This is a genomic window from Mammaliicoccus sp. C-M13 (assembly GCF_022386845.1).
Lineage (GTDB): Bacteria > Bacillota > Bacilli > Staphylococcales > Staphylococcaceae > Mammaliicoccus > Mammaliicoccus lentus.
Window position 1 is genome coordinate 95,346 of record NZ_JAJNHQ010000008.1, and the last position, 23,393, is coordinate 118,738.

22 protein-coding genes are annotated in these 23,393 nt (G+C 31.5%); 21 read left to right on the forward strand and 1 reads right to left on the reverse strand.

The features are described 5' to 3' along the window. Positions 1-238 precede the first annotated feature (238 nt). The 15 genes from LQ615_RS07880 to LQ615_RS07950 all read left to right on the forward strand — a co-directional run bounded on the left by LQ615_RS07880 (position 239) and on the right by LQ615_RS07950 (position 16,121). Entirely contained in the window at positions 239-1,387 is a 1,149-nt protein-coding gene (locus tag LQ615_RS07880) for an FtsW/RodA/SpoVE family cell cycle protein (protein WP_319024775.1), read from the forward strand. Positions 1,388-1,398: 11 nt separating this feature from the next. After that, positions 1,399-2,331, forward strand: a complete 933-nt coding sequence (locus LQ615_RS07885; protein WP_135020921.1) for an LCP family protein — start codon at positions 1,399-1,401, stop codon at positions 2,329-2,331. 110 nt (positions 2,332-2,441) lie between these two features. Next, on the forward strand, positions 2,442-2,930 hold the full coding sequence (gene def / locus LQ615_RS07890; protein WP_017000140.1) for a peptide deformylase: 489 nt from the start codon (positions 2,442-2,444) through the stop codon (positions 2,928-2,930). Next, positions 2,923-3,855 (forward strand): methionyl-tRNA formyltransferase, encoded by a 933-nt coding sequence (gene fmt / locus LQ615_RS07895; protein WP_135020923.1) that lies wholly within the window; start codon positions 2,923-2,925, stop codon positions 3,853-3,855. Before def ends, fmt begins: the two co-directional genes overlap by 8 nt. Next, positions 3,852-5,162, forward strand: coding sequence for a 16S rRNA (cytosine(967)-C(5))-methyltransferase RsmB (rsmB, locus tag LQ615_RS07900; RefSeq protein ID WP_239703857.1), 1,311 nt, complete (start codon positions 3,852-3,854; stop codon positions 5,160-5,162). The genes fmt and rsmB overlap by 4 nt, the downstream gene beginning before the upstream one ends. 1 nt (position 5,163) lies before the next feature. Next, a complete protein-coding gene (rlmN, locus tag LQ615_RS07905) occupies positions 5,164-6,255 on the forward strand; it encodes a dual-specificity RNA methyltransferase RlmN (protein WP_017000134.1) in 1,092 nt (363 codons plus the stop codon). Between the two features lie 3 nt (positions 6,256-6,258). Continuing rightward, entirely contained in the window at positions 6,259-7,005 is a 747-nt protein-coding gene (locus LQ615_RS07910) for a Stp1/IreP family PP2C-type Ser/Thr phosphatase (protein WP_026023681.1), read from the forward strand. After that, entirely contained in the window at positions 7,002-8,993 is a 1,992-nt protein-coding gene (gene pknB, locus LQ615_RS07915) for a Stk1 family PASTA domain-containing Ser/Thr kinase (protein ID WP_017000131.1), read from the forward strand. Before LQ615_RS07910 ends, pknB begins: the two co-directional genes overlap by 4 nt. A gap of 165 nt (positions 8,994-9,158) precedes the next feature. Further along, entirely contained in the window at positions 9,159-10,349 is a 1,191-nt protein-coding gene (locus LQ615_RS07920; RefSeq protein WP_135020925.1) for a S41 family peptidase, read from the forward strand. A gap of 75 nt (positions 10,350-10,424) precedes the next feature. Beyond that, entirely contained in the window at positions 10,425-11,705 is a 1,281-nt protein-coding gene (locus LQ615_RS07925; RefSeq protein WP_135020927.1) for a cytochrome P450, read from the forward strand. A 155-nt stretch (positions 11,706-11,860) separates the two neighbouring features. Then, a complete protein-coding gene (locus LQ615_RS07930; RefSeq protein ID WP_017000128.1) occupies positions 11,861-12,541 on the forward strand; it encodes a response regulator transcription factor in 681 nt (226 codons plus the stop codon). After that, complete coding sequence (locus LQ615_RS07935) at positions 12,531-13,913, forward strand: sensor histidine kinase (RefSeq protein WP_103268795.1); 1,383 nt, start codon at positions 12,531-12,533, stop codon at positions 13,911-13,913. Before LQ615_RS07930 ends, LQ615_RS07935 begins: the two co-directional genes overlap by 11 nt. 41 nt (positions 13,914-13,954) lie before the next feature. Continuing rightward, positions 13,955-14,830 carry a ribosome small subunit-dependent GTPase A gene (rsgA, locus tag LQ615_RS07940; protein ID WP_135020929.1) on the forward strand — a complete coding sequence of 292 codons (876 nt, stop codon included), beginning with the start codon at positions 13,955-13,957 and terminating at the stop codon, positions 14,828-14,830. Beyond that, positions 14,830-15,477 (forward strand): ribulose-phosphate 3-epimerase, encoded by a 648-nt coding sequence (gene rpe / locus LQ615_RS07945; RefSeq protein ID WP_017000125.1) that lies wholly within the window; start codon positions 14,830-14,832, stop codon positions 15,475-15,477. The genes rsgA and rpe overlap by 1 nt, the downstream gene beginning before the upstream one ends. Before the next feature lie 2 nt (positions 15,478-15,479). Continuing rightward, complete coding sequence (locus LQ615_RS07950; RefSeq protein WP_064211539.1) at positions 15,480-16,121, forward strand: thiamine diphosphokinase; 642 nt, start codon at positions 15,480-15,482, stop codon at positions 16,119-16,121. A gap of 54 nt (positions 16,122-16,175) precedes the next feature. On the opposite strand, the gene rpmB is transcribed toward LQ615_RS07950, so the two are convergent. Further along, positions 16,176-16,364: a 50S ribosomal protein L28 gene (rpmB, locus tag LQ615_RS07955; protein ID WP_017000124.1), complete on the reverse strand. Its 189-nt coding sequence runs from the start codon at positions 16,362-16,364 to the stop codon at positions 16,176-16,178. Between the two features lie 311 nt (positions 16,365-16,675). Here rpmB and LQ615_RS07960 point away from each other — a divergent pair, with 311 nt between their 5' ends. From LQ615_RS07960 to LQ615_RS07985, 6 genes are all read left to right on the forward strand, one after another. Next, positions 16,676-17,050: an Asp23/Gls24 family envelope stress response protein gene (locus LQ615_RS07960; RefSeq protein ID WP_017000123.1), complete on the forward strand. Its 375-nt coding sequence runs from the start codon at positions 16,676-16,678 to the stop codon at positions 17,048-17,050. 15 nt (positions 17,051-17,065) lie between these two features. Beyond that, the gene (gene fakA, locus LQ615_RS07965) at positions 17,066-18,715 is read left to right on the forward strand and encodes a fatty acid kinase catalytic subunit FakA (protein WP_017000122.1); all 1,650 of its coding nucleotides are present in this window, start codon (positions 17,066-17,068) and stop codon (positions 18,713-18,715) included. Positions 18,716-18,845: 130 nt separating this feature from the next. Continuing rightward, positions 18,846-19,505 (forward strand): L-serine ammonia-lyase, iron-sulfur-dependent subunit beta, encoded by a 660-nt coding sequence (sdaAB, locus tag LQ615_RS07970; RefSeq protein WP_017000121.1) that lies wholly within the window; start codon positions 18,846-18,848, stop codon positions 19,503-19,505. Positions 19,506-19,524: 19 nt separating this feature from the next. After that, the gene (sdaAA, locus tag LQ615_RS07975) at positions 19,525-20,397 is read left to right on the forward strand and encodes an L-serine ammonia-lyase, iron-sulfur-dependent, subunit alpha (protein ID WP_064204051.1); all 873 of its coding nucleotides are present in this window, start codon (positions 19,525-19,527) and stop codon (positions 20,395-20,397) included. Positions 20,398-20,651: 254 nt separating this feature from the next. Beyond that, positions 20,652-22,691 carry an ATP-dependent DNA helicase RecG gene (recG, locus tag LQ615_RS07980; protein WP_135020932.1) on the forward strand — a complete coding sequence of 680 codons (2,040 nt, stop codon included), beginning with the start codon at positions 20,652-20,654 and terminating at the stop codon, positions 22,689-22,691. Positions 22,692-22,749: 58 nt separating this feature from the next. Then, complete coding sequence (locus LQ615_RS07985; protein WP_082892475.1) at positions 22,750-23,370, forward strand: class A sortase; 621 nt, start codon at positions 22,750-22,752, stop codon at positions 23,368-23,370. The last annotated feature ends 23 nt before the right edge of the window (positions 23,371-23,393 follow it).

The following is a 23,393-nucleotide window of genomic DNA, read 5'->3' on the forward strand; positions in this document are numbered from 1 at the left end:
TCTGATTTTTTTCGTCGTTAGAACATGCAATAATTTAACTAAATTGTATTTTTGCATTTTGAAATAATTTTATTTAATTCCATTATTTATTTCAATATATATTTGTTGAATAAAACAATAATGATATTTAGGTTATCCTAAAATATGTTTGACTAACATAATAAAAAAAGTTACGATTGTTTGAGAATGTGGGGTGTATAAAATTAGATTTAAAAATTATAATAAAATAAATAAAAATGTGGATAAAAGTATTTTATTTTGTTATTTAATACTGGGAATTATAGGAATCATATTTATTTACAGCGCAAGTATGGTTCCTGCACGAATGGGTTCATTAACAAATGGAAATATAATTAATAGTAATCATTTTATGGTCAGGCAATCTATATTTTTATTTGTAGGTACTTTAATTGTTCTATTTATTGCTTATTTTGTGGACATTGATGCTTTAAAAGCGAAAGCATTTCAACAATTTATTATTATCGGTGTCATCATTTTACTTATTATTACCTTGATTTTAGGAAGTGAAATTAATGGTTCTAAAAATTGGCTTAATTTAGGTTTTTTCAGCATACAATCTTCAGAGTTTCTAAAGTTAGCCTCTATCATATATCTTTCATACATAATCGATAAAAAAATGTCCCAAGCAAGGATATATAACATTAAAACTTTATTACCCCCATTGTTTATGCTAGGTTTTGGTTTAGTTTTAATCTTAGTTCAAGGTGATTTAGGCGGCACAATATTAAATATTGGTATTATATTGTTTATTTTAATGTATTCAGATATAAAAAATATTGTAAAAATTCAATTATTCAGTTCGATTTCACTGCCATTTGTAATCTATTTAATTTACACATTAATATTTGATACAAAAAATACATACAGATTGAATCGAATTAAAGTAATCATGGAACCATTTAAATATGAAAATGGTGAAGGTTATCAATTATCTAATTCTTTATTAGCAATTGGTAATGGCGGCGTTACTGGTCAAGGTATGGGGAACGGCATTATGAAATTAGGTTATTTACCTGAACCACACACAGATTTTATATTTTCAGTTTTAGCTGAAGAAGCAGGTTTAATAGGGGTTATCGCAGTTATAGCATTATATATGTATATAACATTTAAAGGGATTATATACGCTAATACGACTAAAAATAATTACTACAAAATAATTTGTATAGGTGTAGTTAGTTATTTATTTTTACAAGTATTCATTAATTTAGCTGGAATATCAGGAATAATACCTTTAACAGGTGTTACACTTCCTTTATTAAGTTATGGAGGTTCTTCTCTTTTAAGTATCAGTGTTGCTTTCGGGCTATTACTCGCTACTACTAAAAAGATAAATATGGAAAAAGATTTAGAAACTGATAAATAGGGAGCGAAAACATGAAATTAACAAGAAAAGGTAAAATTGTCATAGCATTGTTTATCATCTTGGTTATAGGATCAACAATAACGATTTATGTAAAATCAAGACTGAACCAATTCAATGTTAATGTTCAAGAAAAGATAGGCACTAAAGAAGAACAAAAAGAATCCGTAGATAAAATTAAAAATAAAAAACCTTTATCAATTGCAATTTTTGGTGTTGATACTGATGAAAAAAGAGACGAAGAAAATATAGGGCAAAGAACTGATTCGATGTTGATTGCATCAGTTAATCCTAAAGAAGAAACTACAAAGCTTTTAACATTACCTAGAGATACAAACGTTTATATTAATGATATAGATAGAAACGAAAAAATAGCACATGCCTATGCATATGGAGGCGCTAAGACAGCAATAGATACAATCAAGAATAATTTTGACATACCAATAGATGGTTATATAACAATTGATATGGATGGGTTCGAAGAAATTATAGACATTATTGATGGTATAGAAGTTACAAGCAATGCTTCATTTTCTTTTAATGGGTCAACATTTAAAGAAGGAAAGAAAACCAATCTTAACGGCAAACAAGCACTTGATTATGTTAGAAGTAGGAAACAAGAGGGTGCTGGTGGAGATGAAGGTAGAACAGCGAGGCAAAGACAAGTTATTGAAGCTGTGTCACAAAAAGTGACGAAAAGTAAAAATGTTATAACATTAAATAAAATTTTAAAAGCAAGCGAAAAAAATGTTAAGTCGAATTATTCGGCAGGAGATTTTAAAAATTTATATGAAAGCTATAAAAAAGGTGCAAATCATATTGATAAATTGTCATTAGATGGAATGAATCAAATAGAAGATGATGGTATATGGTATTTTGAACCTGACGAGCAATCTAAGAAAACTATAATAGAAGAATATAAAACCAATTTACAAATAGATACATAATGGTATTTGTATAAAGTGTTTTTAAAATTTTAAAAAGGCAGTTATAGCTGTCTTTTTTATTTGTTTTAAGTTATAATTATACGATGAGTTTTTATAAAGGAGCGATAGATATGGCTGTAAAACCACTTGTTACTGCCCCCAATCCAATTTTAAATAGAGAAGTTAAAGATGTCGTAAATTTTGATGAATCAATAAAGCAATTAATTGCTGATTTAGAAGATACAATGTTTGATAATGATGGTGTTGGAATTGCCGCGCCACAAATTGGTGTTGATTTAAAAGTTGCGCTTGTTGATATGGAGCAAGATGGTATTTTGCAGCTTATAAACCCAACTATTTTAACACAATCTGAAAAAACTGAAACAGATGTAGAAGGTTGTCTCAGCGTTCCGGGTGTTTATGGTGAGGTTGAAAGAAGTGTCATGATTACTGTTAAGAGTAAAGATTTAAATGGTAATGATGTAGAATTAACTGCATATGATGATATTGCGAGAATTATTTTACACGAGATTGATCATTTATATGGTGAGTTGTTTACAGATAAAATGACGAGAGAAGTTAGTGAAGAAGAGTTAGAGGAGATGTATAAGGATGAGTAAAATTGTTTTTATGGGTACGCCTGATTTTTCTACAGGTGTGTTAGAGATGCTTATTCAAGAGTATGATGTAATTGCAGTTGTAACACAACCAGACCGTCCTGTTGGCAGAAAGAAGATACTAACACCACCGCCAGTTAAAAAGGTAGCATTAGAACATAATATACCTGTATATCAACCTGAAAAACTGAATAATTCTTCTGAATTAGAAGAAATCATTAACTTAAAACCTGATTTAATCGTGACAGCTGCATTTGGCCAATTATTACCTAAATCTTTGCTTGATGCGCCAAAACATAAAGCAATCAATGTGCATGCTTCATTGTTACCTAAATATAGAGGTGGTGCGCCAATTCATTATGCTGTAATGAATGGAGAGAAAAAAACAGGAATTACGATTATGTACATGGCAGAAAAATTAGATGCAGGAAATATTATTAGTCAAGACGAAGTTGAAATACTTGAAAATGACACAGTAGGAGAAGTTCACGATAAACTAGCAACACTTGGGACAGACTTGTTGAAGAGAACTTTACCTACTATTTTTAATGGTACTAATGATAGCATTGTTCAAGACGACAGTTTAGCTACATTTGCATCGAATATTTCTAGAGAAGACGAACGAATTGATTGGACTAAAGATGCTCAAACAATTCACAATCACATTCGTGGATTATCACCTTGGCCGGTTGCTTATACGACTATGGACGGTAAAAACTTAAAGCTATGGCTTAGTGAAATTGTTGAGAATGTCAAAGGTGAACCAGGTGAAATCATTGAAACGACTAAAGATGCAATTATTGTTGCGACTGGTTCCGAAGATGGTGTTGCTTTAACTGAAATACAATTAGCAGGTAAAAAACGTGTAAAGACACGTGATTATATAAGCGGATTACAATCCAAAATTGATGGGACAAAATTAATATGATGAATAATAATGTAAGATATGTTGCTTTAACGATATTAGACGACGTACTAACAGGTGAAGCATACAGTAATCTACAGCTTAATGAAGCAATTAAAAATGAAGCTGTATCAAAAAAAGATATAGGCTTATTAACTGAGCTTGTATATGGAACAATACAAAGAAAAATCACTTTGGAATACTTAATAGAACCTTTTATACAAACTAAATTAAAAGGTTGGATGAAACGTTTATTAATCATGAGCGCATATCAATATGTTTATTTAGATAAAGTGCCAGATCATGCAATTATTAACGAAGCTGTAAACATAGCAAAAAACCGTGGTGACCTGCATAATAGTAAAGCTATAAACGCTATACTTAGAAGTTTCATGGCAGCACCTTTGAGAACATTTGATGAAATTAAACATGATGACAAAAGGTTATCAGTTGAAGCTAGTGTGCCTCTATGGTTAACAAAACATTGGATTACTCATTTCGGTTATGAAAAAACAAAAGAAATGTGTTTATTAAGTTTAACGCCTCCTGATACAACGGTAAGAGTGAATACGACAAGAATTACAGTTTCAGAAGCTATTGAAAGATTGGAAAGTAACGGTTATACTGTCGAATTAGATAAAGATATTGAACGTTGTTTGCACATTAAAGGTGAACCAATAGTGAACGATCGATTATTTAAAGACGGACTTCTTTCAGTTCAAGATAAAAGTTCAATGTTCGTAGCTGAAATAATGAATGTTAAAGAAGGTAGTACTGTATTAGATGCTTGTAGTGCACCTGGAGGAAAAACGTGTCATATAGCTGAAATGCTTAACCAAACTGGTAAAGTTGAGGCTTATGATATTCATCCACATAAAATCGATTTGATTGATTTTAATGTTAAAAAATTAAGACTTAAAAATGTAAATACTGATGTTCATGACGCTACGCAACCATTTAATCAAACTTATGATTATATTTTAGTTGATGCGCCATGTAGTGGGTTTGGGGTAATGAGAAGAAAACCTGAAATCAAATATGAAAAAACATCAAAAGATGTAGAAGCATTATGGCATTTACAATTGGAAATTTTAGAAAATGCAAGTAAATCTTTAGCACCTGGTGGAGAACTTGTTTATTCAACATGTACGATTGAACAAATGGAAAATGAAAACGTTGTTTATTCATTTTTAAAAGCTAATAAAGACTTTGAATTCTCGACTTTTATAGACCCAAGAACCAATCAAGAAACGAAAACGTTACAATTACTCCCTCAAGATTATAATTCTGATGGATTCTTTATTACTAAAGTGAAAAGAAAGGAAAGATAATATGCCCGCGATACAGAAAAAGCGTAATAAATTTATGCCTAACTTTGAAAGACCTTCAATATATTCTTTACAGTTGGGAGAATTGGAAGATTGGTTAGTAGAACAATCAGAACCAAAATTTAGAGCAAAACAAATTTTTGATTGGCTGTATGTAAAAAGAATAAATTCTTTTAGCGAAATGACAAATTTATCAAAAGAATTAAGAGAAAAATTAGCTCAATCATTTGAAATCACTACATTAGAAGTAGCAGTTAAACAAGAAAGTAAAGATGGCACGATAAAATTTTTATTTGAACTTCAAGATGGGTACACAATTGAAACAGTTTTAATGAGACATGAGTATGGTAATTCCGTTTGTGTAACGACTCAAGTAGGTTGTCGTATCGGTTGTACATTCTGTGCATCATCTATAGGTGGATTAAAACGTAACTTAGAAGCGGGAGAAATTGTATCTCAAGTTCTAACAGTACAAAAAGCACTTGATGAAACTGATGAGAGAGTAAGCCAAGTTGTTATTATGGGTATTGGTGAACCATTTGAGAACTATGATGAAATGATGGGCTTCTTAAAAATTATTAACCATGACAAAGGTTTAAATATTGGTGCGCGTCACATTACAGTTTCAACTTCAGGTATCATTCCAAAAATTTACGATTTCGCAAATGAATCATTACAAATTAACTTTGCGTTAAGTTTACATGCTGCTGATAATGAAACACGTTCAAGATTAATGCCAATTAACAGAGCATATGATTTAGATAAATTAATGGAAGCTATTGAATATTACGTAGAAAAAACTAATCGTCGTATAACATTTGAATATGGTTTATTTGGAGGCGTGAATGACCAAGTTCATCATGCGAGACAACTAGCAGAAATGATTAAACATTTAAATTGCCATGTGAATTTAATTCCAGTAAATCATGTACCAGAGCGCGACTATGTTAAAACAACAAAAGAAGATATCTTTAAATTCGAAAATGAATTAAAAAGAAGAGGTATCAATGCTACAATTAGACGTAACCAAGGTGCAGACATTGATGCTGCATGCGGACAATTAAGAGCAAAAGAGCGAAAAGAAGAAACGAGGTAACAAATCATGGAAGCACGTTTTTTTACAGATGTCGGTCAATTTCGGGAACAAAATGAAGATGCAGGTGGAATCTATGTAAACCAGACTGGTCAAGAATTACTTGTAATTTGTGATGGAATGGGAGGCCACGCTGCAGGAGAAGTTGCAAGTCAATTTGTGAATGATTCACTTAAAGAAAGATTCGAAAATGAAAATTATATTGAATTTGAACAAGCTGAAGCATGGTTGAAATCGAACTTATCAGAAATCAATAGACATTTATATAACGAATCGATGAGCCACGATGCATATAGAGGCATGGGAACTACATGTGTTTGTGTATTAATTTACGAAAAAGATGTCGTAGTGGCAAATATTGGTGATTCACGTGCTTACTTGATTAATAATCGAGAAATGATGCAATTAACAGATGATCATACATTTGTTAATCATCTTGTTTCGATTGGAGAAATAACAAAAGAAGAAGCATTTACTCATCCACAAAAAAATATTATTACTAAAGTTATGGGTACAGATAAACGTGTTATCGCCGATGTATTTTATTTTAATACTAAATTCTACGATTATTTATTATTAAATTCAGACGGTTTAACAGATTATTTACATGAAAATGATGTTCAAGAAATTATCATGTCTCATGAAGGAACAGTTGATGAAATAGGTAAAGATTTGATAGACGCTACCATTAACGCCGAAGGGAAAGATAATATTTCACTTATATTATGTCCATTCGAAGGTGGAAAAATATGATAGGTCGCATAATCGCCGGTCGCTATGAGTTTGTGAAGTATTTAGGTGGCGGTGGTATGAGCAATGTTTATTTAGCAAAAGATAATATATTAGATCGTAAAGTTGCAGTAAAGGTTATCAATATACCGCCTTATGAAAAAGAAAAAACTGTCGAACGTTTCGAAAGAGAAGTTCAAAACACAACAATCTTAAGTCACAATAATATTGTGAACGTCTTAGATGTTGAAGAAGATGATAATTGTTACTATTTAGTAATGGAATATATAGAAGGACCAACTTTGAAAGAATATTTAATTAAAGAAGGTCGATTATCTGCTGAAGAAGCGATTGAAATGACGCTTCAAATATTAAAGGGTATTGCTCATGCACATCATCACCGAATTATCCATCGCGATATAAAACCACAAAATATTTTAATGACTCAACATGGCACTTTGAAAATATTAGATTTTGGAATTGCTAGAGCTTTAAGTGAAACAGCATTAACTGAAACCAACCATGTAATGGGATCGGTACAATATTTGTCTCCTGAACAAGCTAAAGGTCAATCTACAGATGAATCTTCAGATATATACTCAATCGGTATTGTACTTTATGAATTACTAACTGGTCATCCACCTTTTAGTGGAGAAACGCCAGTTAGTGTGGCAATTAAACATATTCAAGAAGAAATACCATCTGTGAAAGAAGAACGACCATCTATCCCACAAAGCGTTGAAAATGTAATAATGAAAGCAACTCAAAAGGAAAAAGCTTTAAGATATCGAGATACAGACGAGATGTATTTTGATTTACAGACAGCTTTGGATGATGAAAGAAAAGATGAAACGCCAAGATATAATACAAATTCTGAGACAAAGACGATACCAGTTGTTAAATCAGAAAGTTCCAATGAACATACAAAAGCTGTACCTGTTGCTTCGGCGTCTAACAGTCAGACTAATTCAGCTCAAAACAATGAAAGTAGTAAACCAAAACGTAAAAAGAGCAAATGGTTGATTATATTTGTTCCGATTTTATTAGTGTTCATGCTTTTAGGCGCTATTGGTTTTGCTTTGACTGCTCCTAAGTATGAAGATGTACCAAATTTACTTGGTAAATCTAGAGGTGAAGCAATGGCGCTAATAGATGAAAAAGGTCTGAGAAAAGGCAAAATTACAGAAGATTTCAGTAATAATTTCAAAGAAGGCGAAGTAATGAAAGTTTCGCCAAAAGTAGGAACAAGAGTTAAAGAAATGACTAAAGTTGATTTAGTGATTTCTAAAGGTATAGAAACTTTTACAGTCGAAGACTATATTGGGAAATCCAGTGAAGAAATTAAAGAAAAACTAGAGAAAAGCGGTTTTGATTCTGTAAGAATAAAAGAGGAATATGATAGTGCTACTGAAGGGTCTATAATTAATCAAAGTATTGAACCAGGCAGTAAAGTTGTGCCTAAAGATACCACGATTATTTTAACTAAATCTATTGGTGTTGAACAAGCTTTTGTAAAAGATTATACAGGTGAAAATATAGATACTGCTAAATCTGAATTAGAGGATTTAGGATTTAAAGTAGAAACTAAAGAAGTAGATTCTAAAAAGTCAAAAGACACTATCGTTAAACAGTCATATAAAAATGTACAATTACCTGTAGATTCAACAATATACTTTAATATATCTAATGGTAAAAAAGAAAAATCGGATTCAGATGAAGAAAATTCAAAAGATGAAGACAAAGATGATGAAGATAGTTTAAGTGATAAAACGTATAATCAAACAGTTTATATACCTTTTACAGGTTCTGATAGTAAAAAAGGTCAAAAAGTAGAAATATTTATTAAAGATAAATCACATAAAATAAAAGATGCTACTGAAACTTTCACTATTAAAAAAGATACAACCAAAACTTTAAATTTCGTAATACCTGAAGATGAATCAGCAGAGTATCGTGTTGTAGTAGACGGCAAAGAAATAGAAAGTAACGAGATTGATTATGATGATTTCTAAAACATTTAAATTTTAAAATGTCCAAGACATTTATAAGTAGTAAAAGTTCTGTTATTAAGGATTTTTACTACTTTTTTATTAGGGGGAATTAACGAATTTAAAAAATAATTGATTTCAGCAGTTGTTATTAGTAAAATTTAGAAAACGGTTATGAGGTGAATGAAAATGTTGCCATATGTATCAATATTTGAATATATTCATAAACAAGTTGAACATAATATAAATACACAAGAATCTATACTTGAAGTATATAAAGAGTATAAAAATATAGTGAACTCACCTCAACTAACAGATAAAGTGTTTATCGAAGTGATTAATAATTATTTCTATGATGCAAACATAAAGTATAGTAGCTTAACAGCCTTAAAAGAACAAAAGCAACAAGTTGGATTTAAAGTAAGAGCTACTAAAGATGCTTTAATTGTCATTGAAGTAACGGATGACCTGAGATTTGTAGTAGGTGATGAAATTACAGCTCTTTCAGGAGATGGAATTGAATATTGTCGAAAAAGATATCATCGTATTTTAGGTGAGGAACCTTATCATCGTGAAGATTGGCATCATATTTTAACATTGCAAAATGATGTTGATATAAATAGAAGTCATCAATCTTACCATTTCGAATTAAAAAAGTATATATTCAAAGAAGAGGCACAAATTCGAATTTATGAAAGAGATGAAATTCCAATTGTAAATATTAAAGGTAATATTTCATTTGAACAAACAATTGATGCATTATATCAATTATCAAAAATTAAAAGTTCTCGAATCATATTTGACGTAAGAAATGCGAATTTCGACAGATTAAGCATCGCTGAATTTTTAATACCATATTTTTATGAGGTTGGCTTACGCTCGCAAGTTGGAACTAATGAAGCGCAAGTTGAAACCACAATTGAAAAACATACAAATTTATTTATAAGAAAACTTGAAAAGCTGTATAAAGAGTCTGAAGAAATGAATGAACAAGCTTTTTATCAAAATATTATCGATCAAACAGAAGGAAATTGGCAATATTTTGATGATAATCAAATTGAATTCACAGGACTAAGTCGCTTTGAAGATATAACAATTATAATAGACAAAGATACAGAGATGGCTGCAGAATGGTTTGTTCAAAAAGTTCAAAATTCAAACATAGTTAACGTAATTGGTAGACCTACAAAAGGTGATTTATCATATATGGATTTGGTTGAGGAGAAGATAGACCAACGTTTTCTATTAAGCTACCCTGTTTATAATCTAAAAAGAAAAAATTATGATTCAATGGTCTATCCAAATGAGCTCATTGAATGGTCAAAAAGACACGCATTATATGATTACGATATTAAATTTGCTATTAATAATAGATGTTAATTGATTATTTCGTCAGAAAATGAAATAATATGAAAGTATATGAAATTTACAATAATTTAGGGGGCAATCATATTTATGGGTAAGAATATACCAAGAGAACGAGGTCTTGATAATACTATTACAGTATTAAAAGAAGCGTACGAATATGTACCAAATAGACTTGAAAAACATGACACAAATATTTTTGAATTAAGAGCATTAGGTGGACGTAGAACTGTCGTAATAAGTGGTAAAGAAGCTGCTGAATTATTCTATAATAATGATTTAATTGAAAGACAAGGAACACTACCTAAACGTATTGTAAATACTTTGTTTGGTAAAGGTGCTATACATACTACTGGCGGCAAAAAACATATTGATCGTAAAGCACTATTTATGTCTTTAATGACTGAAGAGAACTTAGAGTATTTAAGAGAACTAACACGTAATCATTGGTTCATGAATACTGAGCGTATGGAAAGAATGGACGAAGTGAATGTTTATAAAGAATCGATCTTAATGCTAACAAAAATTGGCTTTAGATGGGCTGGTATTATTGCTTCTCCTGAAGAAATCGAACAATGTGCAGCAGATATGGATACAATGATTGATTCATTTAAAAATATCGGCACAGTATTTAAAGGATATAGAGAAGCTAAACAAGCAAGAGATCGTGTAGAGACTTTCCTTGAAAATCAAATTATTGCTGTTCGTGAAGGTAAAATAAACCCACCACAAGGTACAGCATTATACGAATTTAGTCATTGGGAAGATTTCGAAGGTAACTTAATGGATTCTAGATTATGTTCTATTGATTTAATGAACGTTGTTCGTCCATTAGTTGCGATTAACCGTTTTGTAAGCTTTGGTGTAAAAGCTTTCCATGATTATCCTGGTGAAGCAGAACGCGTCTTTAATAATGAAGATGACTACGCTTATAAATTTATCCAAGAAGTTAGAAGATTCTATCCATTCGTACCTTATTTACCAGGTAAAGCTGCGGTAGATATTGATTTTGAAGGTTATACAATCGAAAAAGATACTTTCTTAGTATTAGATATTTACGGTACATTACACAGAGAAGGTCTATGGGAAAATCCTGAAAGATTCTATCCTAACCGCTTTAACGATTGGGACGGTAGTCCATTCGACTTAATTCCGCAAGGTGGCGGAGATTATTACACAAATCACCGTTGTGCTGGTGAATGGATGACAATAATTATAATGGAAGAAACAATGAAGTATTTCGCTCAAAATATTTCTTACGATGTTAAAAAAGATCAAGATACGTCTGTTAATTTAAATAAATTACCTGGTCGTGTTGTTGACGGAATGATTATCACAAATGTTAACGCACTAGTTAACCGTAACGTATAAAATGAAAGTGATTTTATAAATGATAATGTATATGAGGCTGAGACATTTATTTTATGTCCTAGCCTCATATTTTTTCATAAATTAAATAGAAAAATAAGGTATTATGAGAATTTTTTATTCAATTTTTGGTATGATAGGAAGTAAGAGGTGATAGCTTGGTTAACTGTTTAGTTGTAGATGATGATCGATTTATTTTGAATGATTTAAAAAGAGAAATAGAGCGTGAAAATATACATGTTATTACGAGTTTAAATGGAGAAGAAGCTTTAGATGTTGTAGAGCATCAACATATAGATATTGCTGTTGTCGATATTATGATGCCAGGTATTGATGGGTTTGAACTTTGTAAAATGCTAAAAGACAGCTTTGATGTACCAGTCATTATGTTAACTGCTCGGGATGAACTTAGTGATAAAGAAAATGCATTTTTAGCTGGTACGGACGATTACGTTACTAAACCATTTGAAATGAAAGAATTAATTTTTAGAATTAAAGCTGTTCTTAGAAGGTTTCAAATTAATACTTCTAACGAATTGAAAATAGGCAATACTACAGTTAATTCTATCGATATGGAAATAACCATTAATCAAAAATCAATGCTACTACCCAAAAAGGAATTTACACTATTAGATTATTTAATGAGAAATAAAGATAAAGTGTTACAAAGAGAACGCATTATAGAAGTTGTTTGGGGATTAGATTTCGAAGGTGATGAAAGAACGTTAGATGTTCATGTTAAACGTTTAAGAAAAAGACTTGAAAAATTAAATAGCGACGTGCTTATTAAAACTGTAAGAGGTGTTGGTTATAAGGTGGTGCTAGAAGGTGAAGTTTAAATCATTAGCTCAGCGTATCACCATTTATACGATTGTAGTAATGATAATAAGTTCTGTTCTAGGATTCGTTTTAACCAATATTTATTATCATATAGATTTGAAAAATAAAAACGACCAAAAAGTCATGCAAACTTTAAAAAAAGTACAAAAATATATTGATGATGATGAAGGTGTATCTTTGGATACATATTTAAATCACGTTAGTGATTTGCATTATCAAGCCATTCTATATGATGAAAAACAAAAAGCTACTTACTATGGTGATTCATTTAGGAAATTTAATTTAGACAAAGGTGAAGTTACGAAAGTTTTAGATGGTAAAGATTATCACGGAATAAAACAAAGACCATTTAATATTTTTATAACAGGCTTCTTTGACAATGAAACGAGGAATACAGTAGGTCTTAAAATCAATCATAATGGAGAACATTATGCCTTATTCATGAGACCAAGCGTAGGGACGATGTTAGGTGAATTTAGAGTATTCTTAGCGATATTACTTGTTTTATTAATTATAATTTCACTCATACTAGTTATGTTCTCTAGTTATTCGTTAACAACGCCAATTAGAAGATTGATGCGAACAACTAAAGCTATAGGTAAGGGTAATTTTGATGTTGATATTAAAGTAACTCGTGATGATGAAATTGGAGTACTTCAACAAAGGTTTATAAGGATGAGAGATGAATTAAAACAACTAGATACAATGCGTCAGTCTTTCGTTCAAAATGTATCCCATGAAATTAAATCACCATTACAATCAATTTTAAGCTTACTAAGAGAACTTGAACATGAAGAAAACGCAAATAAGAGAACTCAAATTATTGAAGATATTTATAGCAGAGCTTATAGATTGAGTAATTTGACGAAGCAACTGTTATTGTTATCTGAATTAGATAACAGTGAACATTTAACTTTTGATGATGATATAGAGCTAGATAAGTTATTAAAAGACATAGTGAGAAATTTAAATTATTTTATTGATGAAAAAGATATGTCAGTTATGTTTGATTTAGAAGAAATAAATATTAAAGGGAACTCTAAGTTGCTATATCAAGCATTTTATAATATTTTAAACAATGCTATTAAATATTCACCAGAATTTAGTATGATTCAAATTAAATTATTTTATGATGAAAACAAAACGTATGTTTCTATCATCGATGAAGGTTTCGGCATGTCACCAGAACAACTATCACAAATAAAAGATAGATTTTATAAAGGTGATCAATCACATAATATCCATGCAGACAGCAATGGTTTGGGATTATCTATAGTAGAATCAATTATTCAATATCATGATGCAGATATCGATATAAAAAGTGAGATTGATGAAGGAACTGAAGTCGTGGTATCGTTTAAGAAACCATAAACTTATAGTTAGCTATAATAAAAAAATAGGTAGGTGTTAAATTGAAAACAGGTCGTATAATAAAATCGATTAGCGGTGATTATTCAGTTCAAACTGAAGATGGAGTTTATATAACAAAAGCTAGAGGTTTATTTCGTAAAAAGAAAACATCACCAACAGTTGGGGATATTGTTGATTTTCAAGTAGAGAATGAAACCGGTGGCTATATTCAACATATTCATGAAAGAGAGAATATATTACTAAGACCTCCTGTGTCGAACATTAATAAAGTAATTGTAGTGATGAGCGCAGTAGAACCAGAACTGAGTCAACAGCTTTTGGACCGTTTTTTAGTCGTAGTTCATTCATATAATATTTCACCAGTCATATGTGTCACAAAAAAAGACTTGGCTACTGATAAACAAAGCGCACAGATTAAACAGTTGTTAAATGAATATAAAATGATTGGCTATGAAACAATTTTTGTCGGTAATGACGATGATTTGTCATTAACAATCAAACCGCTCATAAAAGGTATTATCGTCTTAAGTGGTCAGTCAGGTGTAGGAAAGTCATCTATGATGAATCGATTATTTGAAGACTTAAATATTGAAACAAACAAGATTTCTAAAGCATTAAATAGAGGAAAACATACTACTAGACATGTCGAACTTTTTGAAATGAAAGATGGATTTTTGGCTGATACTCCAGGGTTTAGTGCATTGGATTTTTCTCATATTGAAAAAGAAGATTTAACAAATTATTTTCCTGAATTTGAAGAAGTAAAATCAGAATGTAAATTTAGAAATTGTACACATATTAACGAACCAAAGTGCGCAGTTAAAACTTTAATCGAAGAAAGAGAATTTTATAAAACGAGATATAATCATTATGTAGCGTTATTCGAAGAAATACAAAATAGAAAGGTAAGATATTAATGGTCAAAATAGCACCGTCACTATTAGCATGTGATTTTTCAATTTTAAAAGAAGAAGTAGATAAAGTTCGTGAAAGTGGAGCAGATATATTACATTTTGACGTGATGGATGGACAATTTGTTCCTAACATTTCAATAGGGTTACCAATACTAGAATCATTAAGAAAAATAACTGATATGACGATTGATACACACTTAATGATTGAAGATCCAGAACAAATGATTGATTTATTCTGTGAAGCTGGTAGTGACATGGTTTCAGTTCATTATGAAGCAACACCGCATATCCATAGAGCTATTCAACAAATAAAGTCACATGATAAATTAGCTGGAGTCGTTATCAACCCAGGAACGCCTGTGCAGTTAATAGCTCAAATATTACAAGATGTTGATTTTGTATTAATCATGACAGTTAATCCTGGGTTTGGTGGCCAATCATTCATAGAAACAACTTTAGATAAAATAGAATGGTTAAATGAGTACAGACAAGAACACGGTTTAAACTTTGAAATAGAGGTCGATGGTGGTATCAACGAAACCACAAGTGCTCAATGCATAGATAAGGGCGCTGATATATTAGTAGCAGGATCTTATTATTTTAAACATGATGATTATAAGCAACCTGTACTTAAATTAAAGGGTGATTAACTTTGAAAGTAAAATTATTATGTAGCGTAAGAAATATTCCATCTAATCTATTTGATGATAAAAATGTAGACTGGATCGGTGTAGATAGAGGCACTTTAGAGTTGGTTAACAATCAAATCAAGCCTGTATCAGCAGTTGGGGATTTTGATTCTGTTAATGAACAAGAGTTAGAACAAATAAGGAAAGCTATAGATGTTTACCCCGTCAAGAAAGAAAAAGATGATACAGATTTAGCGTTAGCAGTAAATTTAGCGGTTGATATGGGATATACTGAAATAGAAATTTATGGCGCAACAGGTGGCAGATTAGATCACTATATGGGCGCGGTTCAAATTTTAACAAAACCAGAATTTTTAAAGCAAGATTTTAAAATTTCACTTATTGATCAACAAAATCATATAAGTGTTTTAAAACCTGGGAAACACGAAATATTTAGAGTAGAAGATATGACTTATGTATCATTTGTACCTTTAAATACAGGTATTAGAATTAAATTGGATGAATTGAAATATGAATTGCCGTTTACAACACTAGATCAAGGTTCTACGTTAACCATTAGCAATGAGTTTAAAGAGGGATTGGAACGAGGTTTCGTACAAGTTGAGTTAGGAAATGTATTAATTATTCAAAGTAAAGACATATAAAAAAAGAGAACCTTCCACACAAAGGTTCTCTTTACTATATGTGACTTATATTCATTAAACGCGTGTAACTTTACCTGATTTAAGAGCACGAGCAGAAACCCATACACGTTTAGGTTTACCGTCAACTAAAATTCTAACTTTTTGTAAGTTAGCGTTCCAACGACGTTTGTTAGCATTTAATGCGTGAGAACGATGGTTACCCGTTCTAGCTTTACGACCTGTTACGAAACATTCTTTAGCCATAAATATCCTCCTTTAATGAAATATAAATACACATTTATTTACGTTTACACACTTTAATAATATAACACGCGTATTATGCCATTTCAATATCTAATTTACAAAAATAAGAAAAAATATCAACAAATTTCGCTAAAAGTATTTTAAAGTTGAGTTTATTTGTTATAATTATATCTTGTGAAAACGTTGCTTACGTAAAAACAATAAAATGATGAATTCTTGCGATTTGAATGTTATTTTAAGTATAATTAAAAAGAACATAAATAATGAAGATAAATACGTATATATTCTAGATTATTAGGAGGGACGAAATCATGACTTTAGAAATTACAAATGAGTATGGCAGTATCGATATATCAAATGATGTTATTGCAACATTAGCAGGCGGAGCTGCTGTAGAATGTTATGGTATTGTTGGAATGGCAAGTAAGCATCAAGTAAGAGATGGAATTGCTGAGATTTTAGGGCGAGATAATTACTCTAAAGGCGTTATCGTATCTCAAAATGAAGGTGTGCTTGACGTTGATATGTATATAATTGTGAGTTATGGAACTAAAATTTCAGAAATAGCAAACAATGTTCAATCTGCTGTTAAATATACTTTGGAGCAATCATTAAAATTAAAAGTCAACGCAGTAAACATATATATCCAAGGTGTTCGTGTGATTAATGATGATGAGGAAGCATAGGGAGGCAATTAGAGTATGAAAAAGATTGACGGCAAATTGTTTGCTGATATGATCGTTCAAGGATCAGATAGTTTATCAAACAATGCAGATTTTGTAGATTCTTTAAACGTATTTCCAGTTCCAGATGGTGATACAGGTACAAACATGAATTTATCTATGTCATCGGGCGCAGGTGAAGTGAAAACCCAAAACAGCGCACATATAGGAGAAGTAGGAAAAGTTTTCTCTAAAGGTTTATTGATGGGAGCGCGAGGAAACTCAGGCGTAATATTATCCCAGTTATTTAGAGGTTTTTCTAAATCAATTGAAAATGAAAATGAAATAGATGCTATACAATTTGCTAAAGCGTTCCAAGCAGGTGTTAATACAGCGTATAAAGCTGTTATGAAACCTGTTGAGGGTACAATACTAACAGTAGCAAGAGAAGCTGGTGAGGCTGCTGTAAAATCGGCTGAGACAACAGATGATATTATTACTGTAATGGAAGCGGTTATTGAATCAGGTCAAGTAGCACTAGATAATACACCAAACCAACTACCTGTACTTAAAGAAGTAGGTGTTGTCGATAGTGGTGGACAAGGTTTGATGTTTGTTTATGAAGGATTCCTTGCTACTTTAAAAGGAGAAAAAATAGCTCCAAACAGAGAAAAAGTAGATACTGACGAATTTATAAATGATGATCATGATTTTGGCGGCATTATCGATACAGAAGATATTGTTTATGGTTACTGTACAGAAATTATGGTGCGATTCGATAAAGATAAAAAACCATTTGATGAAGAACAATTTAGACAAGATATGAGTGAATTTGGTGATTCATTATTAGTTATTTCTGATGATGAAATTGTTAAAGTCCATGTACACTCAGAAACGCCTGGTGAAGTGTTAACTTACGGTAGCCAATATGGTGAACTTATTAAAATGAAAATTGAAAACATGCGCGAACAACACAGAGAAGTGTTAAGAAAAAGTGCAGATAAAAAAATAAAACAAGAAAAACAAGAAGAAATTGACACTGCAGTGATTACAATTTCAATGGGTGACGGTATCACTAAATTATTTAAATCGCTTGGTGCAACTCATGTAATTAGCGGTGGACAAACTATGAATCCATCGACTGAAGACATTGTAAAAGTAGTAAAAGAATCTGGTTGTAAGAAAGCAATTATTCTACCAAATAATAAAAATATCATTATGGCAGCTGAACAAGTTGAACAATTAGTTGATATTCCAGTAGCTGTCGTTACATCTAAGACTGTATCACAAGGTTTATCAGCAATGTTAAACTTCAATTTAGAGCAGTCTATAGAAGAAAACAAAGCACAAATGGAAGATGCAATGCAATTCGTTAAATCTGGATCTGTTACTTATGCGGTAAGAGATACGAATATTGATGGTATCACAATCAAAAAAGGCGAATTCATGGGAATTAATGAAGGTAAAATTAAAGTAAGTGATTCTGATCATGTAGCCGTTAGTCAAAAGTTAATTGATGATATGCTAGATGAAGATAGTGAGATTTTAACAATCATTAAAGGTGAAGATGCAACTGACGAAGAAGTGAGTAAACTAGAAAGTTATGTTGAAGAACACTATGAAGATGTTGAAATTGAAGTACATCAAGGTGATCAACCTATTTATTCATTCTTATTCTCAGTTGAATAATTAAAAGCAATGAAGAACAACAATGTTAATAATTTGACGTTGTTGTTTTTTCTGTTTTAAAACGCTTACAAAATTTAGTAAAGTTGTTATAATGGTATGGTGAAATCAAAAGAGAAATGAGTGATAATTGATGAAATATACAAGTGTCTTTGACATTATAGGTCCTGTTATGGTTGGACCATCATCATCTCATACTGCTGGGGCAGTTAGAATCGGCTTAATAGCTAGAGGGCTTTTTAATGGGAAGCCGAAGCATGTAGATATATATTTATATGGTTCTTTTATGGAAACTTATAAAGGACATGGAACAGATGTCGCACTTGTGGGTGGTCTTTTAGGATACGATACAGACGATGATAGAATTAAAACAAGTCTAAAAGATGCAGAACAACAAGGTATTGAGGTTAATTTTATAGAGATGTTCGAAGAAAGATCACATCCTAACACTGCGATTATTAGTATGCGTAATGAAGAATTAGAAATTTCAGTAGAAGGTATTTCTATAGGTGGCGGTAAAGTTGAAATTGTTGCCATCAATGGATTTAAGATAGCAATCAGTGGTAATTATCCAGCGTTACTTGTCTTTCATAAAGATACTTTTGGGACAATTGGGAAAGTTACAAATGTCTTTGGTGAATATCGAATTAATGTTGGTAGTATGCAAGTAGCTCGTAAAGAAAAAGGTGAACTCGCTTTAATGACTTGTGAATTGGACGATGATATACCACAAGAAGTATTAAACAAAATACAAGAAATTGACGGCGTACAAACTGTGTCATTAATGGGGTAAGTTAAAAAGGAGGGTTATAATGTTTCAAAGTGTAAAAGAACTTATAGAAATATGTGAAAAAGAAAATAAAAAAATATACGAAGTTATGATCGAACAAGAAATAAGCGTAACAAAGCTCTCCAAAGAAGAAGTGTATAAAAATATGGAACGCAACCTTGATACAATGGAGAAAGCTATAGAGCGTGGTATTAATGGTGTAACTTCCACTACAGGATTAACTGGTATGGATGCTGTATTATTACAAGATTATTTAGAAAGCGGTAAATCACTTTCTGGAGACTTAATGATAGATGCTGTAAGTAAAGCAGTCGCGACTAATGAAGTAAATGCAGCGATGGGTAAAATATGTGCAACGCCAACAGCAGGGTCTGCTGGTGTAGCGCCCGGCGTATTGTTTGCATTAAAAAAACGCCTGAATCCATCAAGAGAAGATATGATTCATTTTCTATTCACAACAGGAGCATTTGGTTTTGTTGTTGCTAATAATGCTTCAATTTCTGGTGCTGCAGGCGGTTGTCAAGCTGAAGTTGGATCTGCAGCAGCAATGAGTGCAGCAGCTACAGTTGAAATGGCTGGAGGTACACCACAACAGTCTGCTGAAGCATTTGCGATCAGCCTGAAAAACATGCTTGGATTAGTATGTGATCCAGTAGCCGGTCTTGTAGAAGTACCATGTGTTAAACGTAATGCTGCTGGTGCTTCAAATGCTATTATTTCAGCTGATATGGCATTAGCAGGTGTAACGTCACGAATACCTACAGATGAAGTAATCGAAGCTATGTACAAAATAGGGCAAACAATGCCTTCAGCGCTTCGAGAAACAGGTAGAGGTGGCTTAGCAGGTACACCAACAGGTGAAAGATTGAAACAAGAAATCTTCGGAAATTCATAAACAATAAAAGTGCTATGTGAAAGGATTACAATCCTAATTTCATAGTAAAGCTCCTAATCCGTTGTTTTTAGATAACGGCTTAGGAGCTTTTATTTATATCTTCGGTATTGAAAGTATATGTTTATGTAGGTGCTTTTTATGTACATATTATTTCAGGGAAACTACTATTATCTTGTCTCATGACTTTCTTAACAATTGGTTTAATAAATATAAATGTTCTATAATAGTAGTATTAATTAATTTAGGTGATAAAAATGAAAAAGCAACATCTGATATATACTAATCACAAACTACAAGAATTAAAAGGTGTTGGCCCGAAAAGTCTTCAATTATTGAATGAGTTAAATATTCATACATTAGAAGATTTAGTTTTATATTTACCGACACGTTATGAAGATGAATCTGTTATTAATTTAAATGAAGCATCAGATGGTGATGTCGTGACGGTTACAGGAGAAGTTTATTCATCTCCAACAGTAGCTTTTTTTGGTAGAAATCGTTCGAAACTCACATGTCATATGATGATAAATAATATTGCAGTAAAAGTGACTTTCTTTAATCAACCATATTTGAAAAAACGTCTAGTAATGGGCGAAACTGTAACTGTAAAAGGAAAATGGGAGCATAAAAAGCAGATTATTACTGGACAGAAAGTAATGGCCGAAAGACAAGAAGGTGGCAATACATTAACGCCAATATATCGTTTGAAAGAAGGACTAAAGCAAAAGCAACTTAATAAATATATTGAACAAGCATTAAGTTTAGTAGATATTGACGAATGGTTATCAGAAGATTTAATTAGTAAATATAAATTGATGTCTTTAAAAGATGTTATTCCAATTTTACATAGACCAATAGAGTTTGATTATTTAAAAATGGCGCGTCGAACTTTTGCTTTTAATGAGCTATTTTTATTCCAACTTAAAATGAAGTGGTTAAGTAAGCTTGAAAAAGAAGCAAACAAAATTGAAGGTTTAAATTATAATGTTCAAGATGTTAAAGAATTTATAGATACGTTGCCATTTGAATTAACAGATGCTCAAAAGAGTAGCGTGAACGAGATTTTCAGAGATTTAAAAGCACCTATAAAGATGCACAGACTTTTACAAGGTGATGTTGGTTCAGGAAAAACAGTTGTGGCTGCTATTGCAATTTATGCAATGTTTAATGCGAATAAGCAAAGTGCATTAATGGTCCCTACAGAAATTTTGGCAGAACAACATGCTATTAGTTTAGACGAGTTATTTGGAGGTCGTTTGAACGTGGCTTTATTAACCAGTTCGGTAAAAGGTAAAAAAAGAAAGCTTTTACTTGAACAATTAAGAGCTGGACAAGTAGATATATTAGTAGGTACACATGCTCTTATACAAGATGATGTTGAATTTAATGATATTGGTTTAGTTATTATTGATGAACAACATAGATTTGGTGTGAATCAACGTAAAAAGTTGAGAGAAAAAGGTGCAGATACAAATGTATTATTTATGACTGCGACACCCATCCCAAGAACGTTATCTATATCGGCTTTTGGAGAAATGGATGTCTCCTCTATTAAACAAATGCCCAAAGGTCGTAAGGAAATCATCACTTCGTGGGCAAAACACGATGAAATCGATAGTGTGTTAAATCAGCTTAATAGTGAGATAGTTAAAGGTAGACAAGCTTATGTAATATGTCCACTCATTGAAGAGAGCGAAGCATTAGATGTCCAAAATGTTACCGCTATATATGAACAACTACAATTGAAGTTTGGATCTGAAAAAGTTGGTTTACTCCACGGTAAAATGACATCGGATGAAAAAGACCATATTATGAATCGATTTAGCAATAATGAAATTGCTATTTTAGTTTCTACAACTGTGGTTGAAGTAGGTGTTAACGTTCCAAATGCTACGTTTATGATAATATATGATGCTGATAGATTTGGATTATCGACACTACATCAATTAAGAGGAAGAGTAGGAAGAAGTAATCATCAAAGTTACTGTACACTTGTTGCTTCACCAAAAACTGAAAGTGGTGTTGAACGAATGCATATTATGACAGAATCTACAGATGGTTTCTATTTATCTGAAAGGGATTTAGAAATGCGTGGCCCTGGTGATTTCTTTGGTGTTAAACAAAGTGGTTTACCAGACTTTAGAGTAGCAAATATAGTGGAAGACTATAGAATGCTTGAAGTAGCGAGAGATGAAGCAAGTGAATTGGTTCAATCGGGTGAGTTTTTCAAACCTAAATATGATAAATTGAGACTGTTAGTACAAGAAACAATGGAAGAGCAAAATTTCGATTGACAAGAGAAAGCCGATTGTATAAATTTAAATTACCATTATTTGAGAGTAGGTAAGTATTATGAGATGGGTATTAAGAACAATTGGTGTTTTACTCATTTTAGTATCGATCACGATATTCTTTTGGAATGACGTTAGAACATACTTTACAGAACGCGTAAATGATAAAGTGATTACTTCATACGAAAATCAAGATAATAAAGTAAAAGTAAATCCTGTTGAATCTTGGATTACGAAGACGGAAATGAATGAGCTTGAAATAAATGATAATATGGTTGGTTATTTAAAAATACCGACAGCCGATATTAATGAGCCGATTTTTAAAGGTCCTGCAACAGAACAAAATTTAAAAAATGGTTTATCGTTAGTAGATGAAGGTGAAAAACTTACAGAACAAAATGTTGCAATAGCTGGTCATAGAGTCGAAGGTGCTGGTATTCGCTTTAACTATTTGGATAGAGCGAAAATTGGAGATAAAGTAGAATTGATTACTAAAGAAGGTAAAAAAACATTTAAAATTGATAATATTAAAAATGTTAAGCCAACACAAGTAGAAGTGTTAAATGAGCATAAAGATAAGCCAAACCAACTCACTTTAATTACATGTGATTCTTATAATCCTGATACTTTATTGTTTGAAGAACGTATGATTTACACAGCAATTGAAGAAAAAAGCGCATAATTAAGACCAAGCGAGTGAAAAAA

What these genes read in the sequence shown, in the direction of transcription:
- rpmB (WP_017000124.1), bottom strand. Translation starts at nt 16,364, where the DNA reads ATGGCTAAAGAATGTTTCGTAACAGGTCGTAAAGCTAGAACGGGTAAC.
- rlmN (WP_017000134.1), top strand. Translation starts at nt 5,164, where the DNA reads ATGCCCGCGATACAGAAAAAGCGTAATAAATTTATGCCTAACTTTGAA.
- fmt (WP_135020923.1), top strand. Translation starts at nt 2,923, where the DNA reads ATGAGTAAAATTGTTTTTATGGGTACGCCTGATTTTTCTACAGGTGTG.
- LQ615_RS07925 (WP_135020927.1), top strand. Translation starts at nt 10,425, where the DNA reads ATGGGTAAGAATATACCAAGAGAACGAGGTCTTGATAATACTATTACA.
- sdaAA (WP_064204051.1), top strand. Translation starts at nt 19,525, where the DNA reads ATGTTTCAAAGTGTAAAAGAACTTATAGAAATATGTGAAAAAGAAAAT.
- LQ615_RS07920 (WP_135020925.1), top strand. Translation starts at nt 9,159, where the DNA reads ATGTTGCCATATGTATCAATATTTGAATATATTCATAAACAAGTTGAA.
- rpe (WP_017000125.1), top strand. Translation starts at nt 14,830, where the DNA reads ATGGTCAAAATAGCACCGTCACTATTAGCATGTGATTTTTCAATTTTA.
- sdaAB (WP_017000121.1), top strand. Translation starts at nt 18,846, where the DNA reads ATGAAATATACAAGTGTCTTTGACATTATAGGTCCTGTTATGGTTGGA.
- LQ615_RS07960 (WP_017000123.1), top strand. Translation starts at nt 16,676, where the DNA reads ATGACTTTAGAAATTACAAATGAGTATGGCAGTATCGATATATCAAAT.
- LQ615_RS07885 (WP_135020921.1), top strand. Translation starts at nt 1,399, where the DNA reads ATGAAATTAACAAGAAAAGGTAAAATTGTCATAGCATTGTTTATCATC.
- fakA (WP_017000122.1), top strand. Translation starts at nt 17,066, where the DNA reads ATGAAAAAGATTGACGGCAAATTGTTTGCTGATATGATCGTTCAAGGA.
- recG (WP_135020932.1), top strand. Translation starts at nt 20,652, where the DNA reads ATGAAAAAGCAACATCTGATATATACTAATCACAAACTACAAGAATTA.
- rsmB (WP_239703857.1), top strand. Translation starts at nt 3,852, where the DNA reads ATGATGAATAATAATGTAAGATATGTTGCTTTAACGATATTAGACGAC.
- LQ615_RS07985 (WP_082892475.1), top strand. Translation starts at nt 22,750, where the DNA reads ATGAGATGGGTATTAAGAACAATTGGTGTTTTACTCATTTTAGTATCG.
- pknB (WP_017000131.1), top strand. Translation starts at nt 7,002, where the DNA reads ATGATAGGTCGCATAATCGCCGGTCGCTATGAGTTTGTGAAGTATTTA.
- def (WP_017000140.1), top strand. Translation starts at nt 2,442, where the DNA reads ATGGCTGTAAAACCACTTGTTACTGCCCCCAATCCAATTTTAAATAGA.